Source organism: Mycobacterium sp. G7A2 (genome assembly GCF_041902445.1).
Lineage (GTDB): Bacteria > Actinomycetota > Actinomycetes > Mycobacteriales > Mycobacteriaceae > Mycobacterium.
On record NZ_CP169251.1, the window covers coordinates 5250560 to 5264779 of the forward strand.

General features: G+C 69.5%; 16 protein-coding genes. 3 read left to right on the forward strand and 13 right to left on the reverse strand.

Annotated features, from left to right (window positions below; genetic code table 11):
* Positions 1-67: 67 nt before the first annotated feature.
* From ccsB to ACEWX3_RS24945, 7 genes are read right to left on the reverse strand one after another with little or no spacing between them, the layout of a single operon-like run.
* Positions 68-1048 carry a c-type cytochrome biogenesis protein CcsB gene (ccsB, locus tag ACEWX3_RS24915; protein WP_374158004.1) on the reverse strand — a complete coding sequence of 327 codons (981 nt, stop codon included), beginning with the start codon at positions 1046-1048 and terminating at the stop codon, positions 68-70.
* Positions 1045-2769, reverse strand: a complete 1725-nt coding sequence (locus tag ACEWX3_RS24920) for a cytochrome c biogenesis protein ResB (RefSeq protein ID WP_374158005.1) — start codon at positions 2767-2769, stop codon at positions 1045-1047. The genes ccsB and ACEWX3_RS24920 overlap by 4 nt, the downstream gene beginning before the upstream one ends.
* Positions 2769-3560, reverse strand: coding sequence for a cytochrome c biogenesis CcdA family protein (locus ACEWX3_RS24925; RefSeq protein ID WP_374158006.1), 792 nt, complete (start codon positions 3558-3560; stop codon positions 2769-2771). The genes ACEWX3_RS24920 and ACEWX3_RS24925 overlap by 1 nt, the downstream gene beginning before the upstream one ends.
* On the reverse strand, positions 3557-4114 hold the full coding sequence (locus ACEWX3_RS24930; RefSeq protein ID WP_207066089.1) for a TlpA disulfide reductase family protein: 558 nt from the start codon (positions 4112-4114) through the stop codon (positions 3557-3559). The genes ACEWX3_RS24925 and ACEWX3_RS24930 overlap by 4 nt, the downstream gene beginning before the upstream one ends.
* 53 nt (positions 4115-4167) lie before the next feature.
* Positions 4168-4776, reverse strand: coding sequence for a histidine phosphatase family protein (locus tag ACEWX3_RS24935; RefSeq protein ID WP_221349911.1), 609 nt, complete (start codon positions 4774-4776; stop codon positions 4168-4170).
* Complete coding sequence (gene hemL / locus ACEWX3_RS24940) at positions 4773-6077, reverse strand: glutamate-1-semialdehyde 2,1-aminomutase (protein ID WP_207066071.1); 1305 nt, start codon at positions 6075-6077, stop codon at positions 4773-4775. Before hemL ends, ACEWX3_RS24935 begins: the two co-directional genes overlap by 4 nt.
* Before the next feature lie 58 nt (positions 6078-6135).
* Positions 6136-6519, reverse strand: a complete 384-nt coding sequence (locus ACEWX3_RS24945) for a nitroreductase/quinone reductase family protein (protein ID WP_374159950.1) — start codon at positions 6517-6519, stop codon at positions 6136-6138.
* A 22-nt stretch (positions 6520-6541) separates the two neighbouring features.
* Between ACEWX3_RS24945 and ACEWX3_RS24950 the strand changes: the two genes are divergently transcribed.
* A complete protein-coding gene (locus tag ACEWX3_RS24950) occupies positions 6542-6925 on the forward strand; it encodes a nitroreductase family deazaflavin-dependent oxidoreductase (RefSeq protein WP_374159951.1) in 384 nt (127 codons plus the stop codon).
* The gene (locus tag ACEWX3_RS24955) at positions 6922-7056 is read left to right on the forward strand and encodes a hypothetical protein (protein ID WP_348727937.1); all 135 of its coding nucleotides are present in this window, start codon (positions 6922-6924) and stop codon (positions 7054-7056) included. Before ACEWX3_RS24950 ends, ACEWX3_RS24955 begins: the two co-directional genes overlap by 4 nt.
* 8 nt (positions 7057-7064) lie before the next feature.
* Here the strand turns inward: ACEWX3_RS24955 and ACEWX3_RS24960 are convergent, their stop codons facing one another.
* The gene (locus tag ACEWX3_RS24960) at positions 7065-7733 is read right to left on the reverse strand and encodes a TetR/AcrR family transcriptional regulator (RefSeq protein ID WP_374158007.1); all 669 of its coding nucleotides are present in this window, start codon (positions 7731-7733) and stop codon (positions 7065-7067) included.
* Positions 7734-7904: 171 nt separating this feature from the next.
* On the opposite strand from ACEWX3_RS24960, the gene ACEWX3_RS24965 reads away from it, so the two are divergent.
* Positions 7905-10523, forward strand: coding sequence for a DUF1254 domain-containing protein (locus tag ACEWX3_RS24965; protein WP_374158008.1), 2619 nt, complete (start codon positions 7905-7907; stop codon positions 10521-10523).
* A gap of 37 nt (positions 10524-10560) precedes the next feature.
* On the opposite strand, the gene ACEWX3_RS24970 is transcribed toward ACEWX3_RS24965, so the two are convergent.
* From ACEWX3_RS24970 to ACEWX3_RS24990, 5 genes are read right to left on the reverse strand one after another with little or no spacing between them, the layout of a single operon-like run.
* Positions 10561-11919 (reverse strand): cytochrome P450, encoded by a 1359-nt coding sequence (locus ACEWX3_RS24970; RefSeq protein WP_374158009.1) that lies wholly within the window; start codon positions 11917-11919, stop codon positions 10561-10563.
* A complete protein-coding gene (locus ACEWX3_RS24975) occupies positions 11903-12403 on the reverse strand; it encodes a pyridoxamine 5'-phosphate oxidase family protein (RefSeq protein WP_221349923.1) in 501 nt (166 codons plus the stop codon). The genes ACEWX3_RS24970 and ACEWX3_RS24975 overlap by 17 nt, the downstream gene beginning before the upstream one ends.
* A 44-nt stretch (positions 12404-12447) precedes the next feature.
* Entirely contained in the window at positions 12448-12714 is a 267-nt protein-coding gene (locus ACEWX3_RS24980; RefSeq protein ID WP_283613314.1) for a hypothetical protein, read from the reverse strand.
* A 41-nt stretch (positions 12715-12755) separates the two neighbouring features.
* Complete coding sequence (locus tag ACEWX3_RS24985; protein WP_221349927.1) at positions 12756-13349, reverse strand: TetR/AcrR family transcriptional regulator; 594 nt, start codon at positions 13347-13349, stop codon at positions 12756-12758.
* Positions 13336-14217: an oxygenase MpaB family protein gene (locus ACEWX3_RS24990; RefSeq protein WP_374158010.1), complete on the reverse strand. Its 882-nt coding sequence runs from the start codon at positions 14215-14217 to the stop codon at positions 13336-13338. Before ACEWX3_RS24990 ends, ACEWX3_RS24985 begins: the two co-directional genes overlap by 14 nt.
* Positions 14218-14220 lie beyond the last annotated feature (3 nt).

Here is a 14220-nt window from a genome sequence, read left to right on the forward strand (position 1 = left end):
GACAGCTCGGAGCCCGACGGCCCAGACGCTGGAAACTCGGACACGCCCGGCCTCCTCGTGCGGTCGATCAGCCCACCCCGGCATAGGAGTGCAGACCGACGGTGACCAGATTGATGAAGAACAGGTTGAACACCATCGCGACGAAGCCGACGATGTTGATCCAGGCCGCCTTGCGGTCCCGCCATCCGGCTGTGGAACGCGCATGCAGGTAGGCCGCGTACACGACCCACGCGATGAACGAGACCGTCTCCTTGGGGTCCCAGCCCCAGTACCGCCCCCAGGCCTCCTCAGCCCAGATCGCGCCGAAGATCACGCCGAACCCGAACACCGGGAACGCGAAGATCGTTGTCCGGTAGGCGATCCGGTCCAGCGTCTGGGCATCCGGCAGCTTGGACACGATGCGGCCGGCGAGGTCGGTGCGTCCGGGCTGCCCCAGCCGGGACATCTTCACCAGGAACAGGATGCTGGCCACGCCCGCCACCAGGAACACCCCCGAACCCAGGCTGACCACCGAGACGTGGATCGGCAACCAGTACGACTGCAGCGCCGGCATCACCGGCGCCGCGTGCGAGTACAGCCAGCGACCCGACACCGTCAGCAGGATCAGCACCGGCACCAGCACGAACACCCACAGCGAGCGGTACTGCGGCTTGCGCAGCACCACCGCGGCCGCCACCAGACCGCAGAAGCAGGTCAGGTTGATGAACTCGTACATGTTGCCCCACGGCACCCGCGAGGTGGACAGGCCGCGCAGGACGATGCAGCCCAGCAGCAGCGCGATCCCGACGTAGACCAGGGCCACCCCGGACGTCCCGATCCGTTCGTCGAAGGGACGCCGCGGGGCGTCGGTCACGACACCAGGGGTGACGCTGTCCGGGGTGACCGCGCCGGACCCGGCGGTGACGAGTTCGCGGGACTCGGCGCGGCGGCTGCGGCTGTAGGCCAGTTCGACCGCCAACAACAGCAGCGCACCGACGAGGACCAGCACCGACGACGTGAACGCCCAGTCGGAGTATCGGGCCAATCCGAGGTCGATGGTGGTGCTCATGAATGCTCTGCCTTCTTCTGTTGCCGTTCCGGACGCCGGGCCCGCTCCGCCGACTGCATGGTGGACAGCACACGCTCCGTCAGCCGCTCGAACTCGTCGCCCCAGCCGGAGTTGTCGGTCCGGGCCAGACCACCGAACTCGACGTTCACCGTACCTTCCGGGCCTGGCACCAGCCGCAACCAGACGCGTCGACGTCGCACGATGAGCGACACCAGCAGCCCGCCCATCATGGTCATCGCGAACACCAGCACCCAGATCTGGGCCGGATCGTGGGACACCTGCAGGTTCACGAACGGCGTCGCGCCGTCGAAGCGCACCACGGTCCCGTCGTCGAGGCGGGTGTCCTGACCTTCGCGCAGGTTGACCCGGGCCACCTTGGTCAGCCGACCCTGGTCGATCATCCGGGGATCGAGCGAGAACAGCGACTGGGGCCGGCCCGTGTCCAGCCCGGTGTCACCGCGGTAGATGTCCACGGCCACGGCCGGATCGTTCATCGCGGGAAAGCTGGAAGACAACAGCGTGCCGTCGAGCTGCTCGGTCGGTGCGAACAGGCCCTGGATGGCGATCTGGTTCTGCCGACGCTGCCACTCGTCGGAGTAGGTGCCGCCCGGCGGGTCGAACCGCATCGCCCCCGACGACAGCATCGTGATCTGATCCTCGGGGCGCCACTGCAGCGTCTGCGTGCGGGTCTGGCCGTCGGGGAACGTCACGGTGAACGTCGGTGCGTACCCGTGTCCCTGCAGATAGACGCGATCCCCGCCGACCCGGAGCGGCTCGTTGACCTTCAGCAGGTACGACCGCCAACCGCCGGAGGCGAGATCGTCGCCGGCCTGGTACTCGATGTCGGCCTGATAGGACACGGCCTGCCCGGAATCAAGATAGGTGGCCTGGAAGTCGTTGACCCGCACGCACATCGGATACAGCGACGTGCCGTCGACGGTGTTGCCCGCACGGAACGAGTCGAACGCCGCCGGTGACGCCGAGCAGAACCCTGGCCCGCCGTCGGCGACGACGATGACGTTGCCCTCGTAGCTGAACATCTTGCCCGCGGCGATGGCGACCAGCAGACCCAGCAGCGAGAAGTGGAAGACGATGTTGCCGAACTCGCGCAGATACCCCTTCTCGGCGGAGATCTCTGTACCGGATGTCGCCGCCGGGGCGGCTCCGGTGCCGGATGTCGCCGCCGGGGCGGCTCCGGTGCCGGATGTCGCCGCCGCGGAGATCTCTGTGCCGGATGTCGCCGGGGCGGCTGCGGCCAGTGAGCCCTCGCGGCGGGTGACCTTGCGCCAGCCCCGCAGCTCACCCTCGGCGGCCACGACCAGCGCCGGGATGTCGTCGGCATCGCCGGCGACCTCGCCGGTGTGGTGCTTGGGCAGCCTGCCCAGGTTGCGCGGTGCGGGCACCGGTGTGGCACGCAGGCTGCGGACGTGCTCGACCATCCGCGGGGTCAGGCATCCCACCAGCGAGATGAACAGCAGCACGTAGATGGCGGTGAACCAGAAGCTCGAGAACACGTCGAAGGCCTGCACCCGGTCCAGCCACGGTCCGAGCGTGGGGTGCTCGGCGATGTACTCGGCGACCTTGGCCTCGTTGAGGTTGCGTTGCGGCAGCAACGCCCCGGGAATGGCGGCCAGCGCCAACAGGAACAGCAGCACCAGCGCCGTGCCCATCGAGGTCAGGGTGCGCCAGGTGCTGCGCAGCAGCGCGACGGGGCGGGCCATCAGATCGGGAGCCTGACGTCTGAGACGAACGCGTCGCGCACCCAGGACACGAACTCGTTCCACAGGCCGCTCACCAGGGCGGCGCCGACCAGGATCAGCAGCACCCCGCCGAAGACCTGGATCACGCGGGTGTGGCGGCGCAGCCAGCCCAGCCCGGACACCGCGCGCGCCGAACCGAAGGCCAGCAGCACGAACGGGATGCCCAGCCCCAGGCAGTAGGCCAGCACCAGCGCCACCCCGCGGGCGACGTTGCTGCCCTCGGTGGCCGAGGCCACCGCGATCACGCCGGTCAGCGTGGGGCCCAGGCACGGCGTCCAGCCCAGTGCGAACACCGCACCGAGCAGTGGCGCCCCGCCCAGTGTGGAGATCTGACGCGGCGCGAACCGGGTGTCGCGCTGCAGTGCGGGCACCAGCCCGATGAACACCAGACCCATGAAGATCGTGATCACACCGCCGATACGTTGCAGCAGAAGCTGATTGGTGATCAAGGTGGTCGTCATGCCGAGCACCGCGACGGTGCCGAGGACGAACACCGCGGTGAAGCCCGCCACGAACAGCGCCGCCGCCCCGGCCACCCGCAGCCGCGCTCCGCGCACCGCCACCCGGCTGTCGGCCGGCGCGGCGGCCGACCCGTCCACCCCGACCACCGCCGCGAGATAGGACAGGTACCCGGGCACCAGCGGAACCACGCACGGCGACGCGAACGACACCAGCCCGGCCAGCACACTGACCAGCGCGGCCAGCAGCAGCGGACCGCCCGTGGTCAGTTGGTCGAGCTGATCGGGGTTCACTGTTCGGCCGCCAGGCGTTCGACGACGGGCTGCAGGTCCTCAGCGAGCAGTTCCCGCAGGAACACCGCCGCGACCCGGTGCTGGCGGTCGAGCACCACGGTGGACGGGATCACCGTCGTGGGATAGCGCCCCCCGAACGCGATCATTGTGCGCATCGCCGGGTCGTAGATGGACGGAAACGTCACGCCGCGATCGACGACGAAGTCACGCGGCGCGTCGATGTTGTTGTCGCGCACGTCGATCCCGAGGAACGCGACGCCCTGGTCGCGGGTCGCCTCGTAGACCTGCTGCAGTTGCGAGATCTCGGTGCGGCAGGGGGCACACCACTGGCCCCACACGTTGATGACGACGACCTGGCCGGCGAAGTCGTCGAGCGAGATGGTGCGGTCGGTGTCCATCAGATCCGGTCCCGACAGTGGGCCGGGCCGGCCCCGATCCTCCGGCGGGTCGTAGAAGATGTCGGTCTGTCCGCCGGGGGCGACGAACTCGAACGTGCCACCTTGGGCGACCGCGTCGCTGCCGGTGGAGCAGCCGGTCAACGCGGCCACGGCCATCACCACAGCCACGCACGCCGTCACCAGCGTGCGCCCGCGGGGCGCCGGCGACCTCACTGCCCGGACAACTCCGCGTACCCCCACCCCACGCAGGCGTCGTCGTGGAAGTAGAACGACGTCACCGAGGCCAGGTTGCACATCCGTTTGGTCGGGAAGTGGTGCAGCGCAGCGCCGGTCATGGCCCGTCGCAGCGTCTCGACCGGCAGCTGGTGGCTGACACACACGGCCTCGTGCCCGGCGGCGTCGGCCCGGGCCCGCAGCACCGCGCGCGTCATCCGCGCGGCGATCTGACGGTAGGGTTCACCCCAGGACGGGGTCCGCGGGTTGCGCAGATGCCACCAGTTGCGGGGGTCGCGCAACGCTCCGTCGCCCGGCGAGACCTTCTGCCCCTGGAAGACGTTCGTGGACTCGATCAGTTCGTCATCGGTGCCGACCACCAGCCCGTGCCGCTGCGCGATCGGCGCCGCCGTCTCCTGGGCGCGTTCGAGCGGTGAGGCCACCACGTGGGTGATGTCGCGGGCAGCCAGCCAGCCGGCGACGGCCTGCGCCTGGGCGCGACCCCGCTCGGAGAGGTGGTAGTCGGGCAGGCGGCCGTAGAGGATCTTGTCCGGGTTGTGCACCTCGCCGTGGCGCATCACGTGCACCACTGTCTGTTCGGTCATGCCGGCTCCGTGGCCAGTGCTGCGGCGCGTGCGGCGCCCGGCAGCGCCGCGGCGATGTGGTCGAACGCGTCGTCGTCCAGCGCCGCCGACACGAACCACGCCTCGAAGGCGCTCGGCGGGGCGTAGACGCCCGCGTCGAGCAGGCCGTGGAAGAACGCCGGGAAGCGCCAGGTGTCGGTGGAGCGCGCGGAGGCGAAGTCGACGACCGGCTCGTCGGAGAAGAACACGCTGAACATGTTGCCTGCGCGCGAAATGCGGTGAGCGACACCGGCGGCGCTGAGCGCCTCGGTGATGAGTCCGGTGAGCCGGTCGGCGTTGGCGTCGAGCTTGGCGTACACGTCGGCATCGGCGGCGCGCAGCGTGGCCAGCCCGGCGGCCATCGCCACCGGATTCCCGGACAGCGTGCCCGCCTGGTACACCGGGCCCAGTGGTGCCAGGCGCCCCATCACCTCGGCGCGGCCGCCGAATGCGGCCGCCGGCAGCCCGCCGCTCATGACCTTGCCGAACGTGAACAGATCGGCCTCGACCGGTTCCAGGCCGTACCACCCCGAGCGGCTGACCCGGAACCCGGTCATCACCTCGTCGACGACCAGCAGGGCCCCGTGCGCGGCGGTGATGCGGCGCAGCGCGTCGTTGAAGCCGGGCAGCGGCGGCACCGCGCCCATGTTGCCCGGGCTGGCCTCGGTGATCAGGCAGGCGATCTCGTCGCCGAACCGCTCGAAGACGTCCTCGACGGCGGCCACGTTGTTGTAGGGCACCACGATGGTGTCGGCGGCTGCGGCGCCGGTCACCCCCGGCGAGGAGGGCAGCCCCAACGTGGCCACCCCCGAGCCGGCGTCGGCCAGCAACGCGTCGCTGTGACCGTGGTAGCACCCGGCGAACTTCACGATCTTGGCCCGGCCGGTGTACCCGCGGGCCAGCCGGATCGCGCTCATCGTGGCTTCGGTGCCGGAGTTGACCAGCCTCAGCTTCTCGACCGGACCGACCCGGTCGACGATCTCGCGGGCCAGTTCGGACTCCGAGGGTGTCGGTGCGCCGAACGACAACCCGTCGACGGCGACCCGCTGCACCGCCTCGACGACGGCCGGGTGCGCGTGACCCAGGATCATCGGCCCCCACGAGCACACCAGGTCGACGTAGCGGTTGTCGTCGGCGTCGGTCAGCCAGCAGCCCTTGGCCGAGGTGATGAACCGGGGGGTGCCGCCCACCGAGGCGAAGGCCCGCACCGGCGAGTTCACCCCGCCCGGGATGACGTCACAGGCCTCGGCGAACAACTTGGCCGACATGTCGGTACTGCTCATGGCACCAGTGTCCCAGCCACCGCCAATTCGTCCACTACAGGGTGTAGTGGGTGTGCGCTCACACGGTCGGGGTGAGCGCGAAGACCGGGTGGTCGGCGTCGTCCGGCAATTTGCGCCAGTACCCCTCGACCACCTTGCCGGCCAGCGGCCGGTAGGCGGCCAGGATGCGGCCGCGGTGTTCGACCGGGACCTCGTTGGCGACGTAGCGAACGCCGTTGACCTCGACGTTCGGGTGGGCGCGAACATTCTTCACCCAGTCCGACTCGCCGCGTGTGGAGACCAGATATCTGACCCCGTCGACCTCGGGGACGACGACGGGGATGCGCTGGGGGCCTCCGCTGCGGCGGGTGACCGTCAACGTCTGGGTGCCGCTCAACCCCGTCGCCATCGCGACCCGGTTGAACACCCGGGCCGTGAACCACGGCGGCTTGAGGTAGGCCACACCGAGGAGTTTGATGGATGGCATGCAACTGCCGCAATGGCTGGCGCGGTTCAATCGGCACGTGACGAACCCCATCCAGCGGATGTGGGCGGGGTGGGCGCCGACGATGGGCATCCTCACCCACGTCGGGCGGCGCTCCGGGCGGCCCTACCGCACCCCGCTGACGGTGTTCAGCACCCGGGACGGGGTGGCTGTGCTGCTGACCTACGGCCCGGACCGGGACTGGCTGAAGAACATCACCGCCGCCGGCGGGGGCACGATGCGCCGCCACGGCCGAAGCTTCCCGGTGACCGACCCTCAGGTGATGAGCAGGGACGAGGCGTCCGCCGCGGTGACCGGCGTGATGCGCCCGGTGTTCACCCGCCTGCCGTTCGAGTCGGCGGTGCTGATGCGGCGGGGCTCGTGATCATCCTTGCGGAGCCCGGTGGGGTGGCCGGCGTCGGCGCGGGCTTCGGCGGCGTCACCGCCTGGATCGTCGCGGCCGCAGTGGTGGTCCTCCTCGGCGTCGTCGCGTGGTGGATCGCCCGCCGAGGCTGAGACCCGCCTCAGGTGGCGGCGTCGGGAGCAGGCGCCAACAGCAGCAGCAGCAGCACCCGCCGTAGATCCGGATGCAGCTGCGGTAGTTCGGCGACGCGACCGGCCCGTACGTAGCGCGCGACGAGCTCGCTGGACAGCGCGGCCGCGGCCACCGCGTCGATGTCCTGCGGTTCTCCGGTGATCCCGACCCGGCGACGCAGGACCACCGCGATCCGCCGCAGCGCATCGGCGAACATGCTCGCGCGCCGATCACGTGAGGCGAACGCCCGGTCGCCGACGACGAGGATGTCGACGAAGAAGGCGCGGGCACCGGCGGGCCGATCCATCCACCACTGCAGATACATGTGCAGCCCGGCGTCGAAGGCCGCCATGGGGTCCTCGGCGGCTTCCATCTGTTGCACGGACGCCTCGAGGAGATCGCGGAGCTGATCCCCGTGACGTTCACAGGTGGCGATGAAGCACGCCGCCTTGTCCTCGAACAACGCATAGAAGGCCCGGTCGGTGACCCGCGCCCGCTTGGCCACCTTGGGCACGCTCGCGCCGGCATATCCGTTCTCGTTGACCAGTTCCTCCATCGCGACGAGCAGGCGCTGCCGCTGGGATTCGAGGACCTCGGACTTGCTGAGCTTGTGCCGTCCGCGTGGCAACGGCTGCGCTCCCGGCTCAGACTCGGGCACGTTTCCCCCTGCTCAGCGGCCTGACAGCGAGGCAGGTTGTCGCCATGGTTGCGTTTAGACACGTATGCATGTCTAATTCCTTTCGTCAGCCGGCGGCCAGCCGTCACATCTCGTCTCACGTATTCGAGCACGCCGCATCGAGGCGCCCCGTAAAGAGGAAGGCATGCCACAGTGAAACCCGAGAACGGCGCCGCTGCGGCGCAGAGGACGGTCACACCCCGCACCGGCGATGCGCCACGCTGGCTGCCCGCGATGACGGTTGCCACGGGCATGGCGTGCGCGCTGATCGGCGGCCAAGGGACCGCCTGGGCCGCCCCCGACGGGGACGCCGAGGGTGCCACGAGCTCGGTCTCGCGTCCGTCCACCAGCGATGCCGCGCCCACCCGGTCCCGCGGGCCCCGCGCCGCTGACGGACCATCGTCGAGCGATTCCGAGCAGTCGGGGTCCCGGCCGAATCGACGAGAGCGCGCCGCGGAGGACACTCTCTCCGGGGATCAGGACGCAGCCGAGACCGAACTTCAGGACGAGGCCGACGATCAGGAAGAAGCCGCAGCCGAGGACACAGACGTGGCCGAGGATCAGGACGCAGCCGCGGCCGAGGACGACCACCAGGACGACACCGACGGTACGGGGTTCGACGCGACCGCGCCGGTGGAGCCCGATCTGCCGCCCGAATCCGCTGACGACTCCGACCGGCGGGGCGCCCGCTTGGCCGGCGACGAGAAGGCCTCTGCAGAGCGCGAGCAGCGCAGCGGGTCCGAACGACGGTCCGTGACGCGCACGGCAGAAGTCTCAGACGGGACAGGCGATAGGACCAGCGCCGCCGACACGATCGACTCGGACGCCGCACTCGACACGCAGGGATCGGCGCTGAACGCGTCCGAGGAGTCCGCACCGCAGACACTGCGTGAGCTGGTGTCGTCGAAAAGCACTGTCGACGAACAGAACCCGGCAACCACGGCAGCGCTGTCAGCAGAGATCGCACCGGCGGCGACCCTCGCCGCGTCGAGCCCGCCTCCGGTGACCTACAAGAGCGTCGTCGCCGACATCATGGCCTGGGTGGGGCTGGGACGATGGGCGACCGACCTGCCCGGGCCGGGGTTGCCGCTGCCTCGCGTGTTGGCCTCGGCGTGGCTGGTGGTGCGCGAGTCGCAGTACAAGTGGAACAACCAGCGGCCCGCCGCCGACCCCACCGCCGCGACCACCCTGAATCCCGACGGCGCAGTCATCGGTGAGCTGAATGCGACCGACTTCGAGGGCGACCCGCTGACCTATACGGTCACCGGCGCCCCCACCCACGGCACCGTCGTCGTCGACGAGAACGGCAACTTCACCTACGTCCCCGACGTCCCGGACGGATCTGCGGTGATCGACCAGTTCACCGTCACGATCGACGACACCGTGGGCAACCCGGCGCACTACTACGGGCTGCTCGGCCTGGCCGGAGTTCTCAAGGCCCCGACTGTGACGGTCCACGTCACCGTGACCTCACTCGGTGACGTGAGCATCGCCCCGCCACCCAGGCCTCTCGAGGCGGCGATGCTGGCCGCCCAGGCCTACCTCTACGGCTACCCGCTGCTGGAAACCGAGCGCCTGCAGGACGAAGCCCCGGCCACCAACACCTTGATCGCATTGACCAGCTACGTCGACCCCGAGCAGCGCCTCGTCGTCGCACCCAACGTGGACACCCTCTACACGCTGGCCTACCTCGACCTCAGCGAAGGACCGGTGGTGCTGTCGCACCCCGACATGGGCGACCGCTATTTCGGTTTCCAACTGATGGACCCGTACACCAACGTGGTCGGCTACATCGGCTCGCGGACAACCGGATCCGAGGCGGCGAGTTACGCGATCGTCTGGGAGGACGGCCCGCAGGGAGAGATCCCGCCCGACACGGAGGTCATCGTCGTGCCCTACGCCGACATCTGGCTGCTGGGCAGAACCGCCGCCGGCGACGAGGCCGACCAGCAGGAAGCCGTGGCGCTGATGCGTCAGTACTCCCTCGCCCCGCCCGGCGAGCCGCCGACCTATCCGATCGAGGACTTCGACACCAGCACCTCAGCGCCGCTGCCGACCGGGATCGCCGCGCTCGACGCGATCAGCGCGGCGATGGTCGCCAGCCCGCCCCCGGCCGGCGATGCCGACAAGCTCGCCGAGCTGGCCCGGGTCGGAGTCGGGCCGGGACTGGAGGTTTCCGACGCCGATCTCAGCCCGGCGTCGGAGTGGGCCGCGCAGGCGGCCGTCCGGACGATCTCGGCGCTACTGGGTCCGCTGGTGAGCGTGGCTCAGTACGCCATGGCGGCACGCAACGACGGGTGGGCCTCACCGGATCCCGCGATCGGCGACTACGGAACCGATTACCTGCTGCGGGCCGGCGTGGCCAAGATCGGGCTGGGTGCCAACACTCCCGAGGAGGCGTATTACGCCACGGCGTTCCTCGACGAGAATCTGCGTCGACTGAACGGCCGTCACTCCTACCAGCTGCATTTCGAACCCGGCCAGGAGCCACCGGCCGACGCGTTCTGGTCCATCACCGTCTACGACTCCGACGGGTTCCTGGTGCCCAACGAGCAGGAGATCTACGCCGTCAGCAGCACGGGCTCGGGCGACCTGGTCTACCAGGAAGACGGCTCGATCGACATCGTCTTCTCCCAAGAGGATCCGCAGGACCCGACAGTCAACTGGATCCCGGTGCCGGACGGCGCATTCCGCGTCTACCTACGCGTCTATGTCCCGCAGGACGCGGTACTCGAGGGCGACTGGGTGGCGCCGGGCATCGAGCGGATCTAGCCGCCGTGGCGTCGGGATGAGACCGTGACGACCGGGCTCAGCGCCGCGGGGTGACATGGGCCGGGATCGGCCCGTGCGCCACCGTGGTGAACGGCACATCGACCGGGAACTCGGGGGCGCGCGAGGACACGCGCAGGCTTCGCACGATCGTCGCCAGCGCCAGCGTGGTCTCCAGCCGGGCGAAGTGCTCACCGATGCACGAGCGTGAACCGCCGGCGAAGGGCAGATAATGCCAGCGGTCGCGGGCTTTGACGTTCTGCGGACTGAACCGGTCCGGGTCGAACCGGTCCGGATCGGGCCAGATCGCCGGATCGCGGTGCAGCGCATAGATTCCGACCGCTATCAGCGTGCCGGCCTCCACGCGGTGGCCGGCGACCTCGATGTCGCGCACCGCCATCCGCCCCACTCCGGCGGCGGGCGGGCACAGCCGCAGCGCTTCGTGGAACACCTGGGTGGTGTATGTCAGGTGCGGCACGTCGGCGGGTTCCAGGCGGCGGTCGCCCAGCGCCGCCGCCTCGGCCGCCACCCGGTCCTGCACCTCGGGATGGTGTCCGAGCACCCACAACGCATAGGTCAGGGCGGTCGCCGTGGTGTCGTGCCCGGCGAGCATGAAGATCAGCAGATCGTTGCAGATGTCCTCGTCGGACAGGCCCCGCCCGGTGTCCGGATCGGTGGCGTCCATCAACGCCCGCACCAGCGGCGCGTCCAGGCTCGGGTCGGCACGGCAGGCCTGCAGCATGTCCACGGCGATCTGGAGCATCGACTGCACGGCGGCGGCGGCGCGCCGGCGCGCCGGCGTCGGCAGCCAGCGCGGGGCCCTGATCGGGCGCAGCGCCCGGTCCGCGGTGTACGACGATGCGACATGCATGTGCTCGGCGATGGTGTCGGCGTTGTCGTTGAGGTCGACGCCGAGCACCGAGCGGCCCAGCGATTGCATGGTCAGCCGCCGGCACTCGTGGTCGAGGTCCACCTCGCCGCCGCCCGACCATGCTTCGGTGAACTGCTCGGCGGCCCGTGACATGTGGCCGCCGAACGCACGCACGTTGTGTTTGGTGAACACCGGCTGCAAAGCCCGCTTTCGCGGTCGCCACGGCTCGTTGGGGAGCACGAACAGGCTGTCACCGGCCATGTCGCGCACTTCCTCGTGCACGATGCACCGTTCCGCGAACGCGTCGTTGCGGCCGAGTACGTCACGGATCGCCTCGGGCGAGAAGGCCGCCACGAACGGCGGGAACAGCCACTTCGGCGCCACCTGGATCCGGGTGACGGGCCCGCCGGCGCCCCGGATGGCCAGCTGACCGGTGTCCAGCGCCCGGACCAGACGCACCAGCTGCCGATACGGCAGCGGGTTCTTCGGCGCCAGCGTCAGGCCGGCGGTGTCAGTCCCGGCGACCACTGCTGTCGTTCCAGGTCAAGATCTCGCCGTGGCCGGCGGTCAGCATGCTGCCGGGCATCACGCGCAGCCGGTAGGGGGTCAGTCGCAGGACGGCGAACTGCTCGCCAGTGGGGCCGTCCTTCCACTGCGGGATGATCGCCGGGTCATAACCCACGGGCTGCGGGGCGGAGGCGAACTTCTGCCACACCGCCGAACAGGTGTCGTCGTCGGTGTACCACTCGACCAGGCAGTCCGCGGCGCACGTGTCGTGGCTGGTGGTCCAGTAACTCACCGACACCCACGGGTGGGCGGCCAGATGGTCGCGTTTGAGCTGGGTCGGCACCGTGGCGATCCACCCGAACAGGTCGGTGCCGTCCCACTCCCAGATCGGGTGCAGGATGCGGGTGCGCGGTTTGCCGTCGGAGTCCACCGTCGCCACCGACGCCCAGACGATGCAGTGGGCCATGTCGACGAACGCGGGCGCGACCCGATCAAGGGCATTCACGTCGAGCCAGCCTAGGTGGATCGGCGGCGACCCGCGAGAGTGCCTCACTCGTCGAGTTTCTTGCGGAACTCCTCGGTGTTGCGGTACTCGACCTTGCCCTCTTCAGCGCTGGTTTCGATCTTGCCCTTGTCCTCCTCGTCGACCCAGTCGCTGACAGCTGTTCCGGCGACCGTCCCCCCGGTGCCCGGGAGCGTGGTCGTCGGTTGATTGTCGGGGTTGGCCTCGGCGACCTTCTTGGCCTTCTCTCGATGCTCGTCGGTGACTTCAGGCTTCTCGGTGAGTTGCTGATCGGAGGTCTCGTTAGCGTCCATGCGATGCGGACTGCCCGAAACTGTGATCTGCAAAACACGGTTCACACCCCGACCGAACGCAATGCGGCGGGCAGGCTGGGCAGGAAGTGCTGCCGCGCGAATGCGCGGACGTCGTCGGCGGTCTCGAGCGGCTGCGCGCTGGGCAGCAGCAACACCATCGCGGCGTAGCGCAGGATGCAATCGGCCAGTTCGTCGACTGCTGTGGCTCCGATACGTTCGGCGAACCCGGGAGGGAAGATGACCCGCAGGGCGTCGGCCATCCTCTCGATGGCCTTGCGGTGGTAGCGACCCGCCAGCTGCAGAACAACGCCGGGCTCATCGGTGATCATCTGGTGCAACACCCGGTGGCTGCGGAACTTCAGGATCGACAGCGTGAACGCCTCGACGTAGTAGTTCGATTGCGGTGCAGCTCTCGTGAGTTCCGCAGCGATGTCGGCGAAGAGCCGGACGTTCTCCCGTTCGATGACCGCGCCGACCAGTTCGTCCTTGTTGGCGAACCGGCGGTAGATGGTGGTGCGGCTGACCCCGGCCCGGCGCGCGACGTCGTCGAGGGCGACGCGGCGGAAGCCGTGCCGTTCGAACTCGACGACGGCGGCGTCGAGGATCAGTTCGGTGGACGTGTCAGGACCGGGCATAGCCCTTGACCGCATAGCCGCTGTAGCGGACCCGCATCGGGAGCCGATCCCAGAGCCAGTTCACCGGAGCGGACCGCCAGAAGGCGGCGAACCGCTGGTAGCGACGCTCTTGGCGGTCGGTCCACGGCAGCTGCAGCAACTGGCGCGCCCGCGGCGGCAGACCGCCGGTGGTCAGGAACGCGGCCAGCGGGTTGAACACCGGCGCCACCAGCCGCCACACCAGCGGATGCACCGCCTTGGGCTTCGGGAAGCCCTTGGTGACATATCCGACGCCGTACTTCGCGCTGGGGTGGGCCACCAGGACCTGCTCCAACATGCGATCCCAGTACTGCTCGAACTCGGCGTAGGTGGCGGGCATCGGGCGGTCGCTGACGCCGTAGCGGCGGTACCAGGTCTTCGACTCCAGGTAGATCTGCTCCTTCTCGGACTCGGTCAGCCGCTTGACGAACGTGTCGGCGAAGTACAGCACCTGCTCGACGAAGGTGGCGTGGGCCCAGAAATAGGTGTCCGGGTCGAGGGCGTGGTAGCGGCCGACCACCTCGCCCGTGGGCCCGGGCAGATCACCTTTGACGTGGTGATGGAAGTCGCGGACCTGGGTGCCGGCGTTCTCGTCCTCGGAGCCGTAGACGGTGTTGAAGATCGGCGGGATGGTGCGCCGCAGCCGCTCGGCGGTGTCGGCGAAGAACGTCGAGTGGTCGTAGACCCCTTGGCCGAGATCGGCCAGCATGTTCTGCAGCACTGCGGGCCGGGGGCCGATCAGGTACATCCGGTTGTCCCCGAACCAGCGCCAGACCAGCGACTCCGGCCCGAGCGGCAGGGCGTCGGGGGCGGGCTCAGCGTTCGGGCGGTCGTGCGCCAACTCCGTCATGGG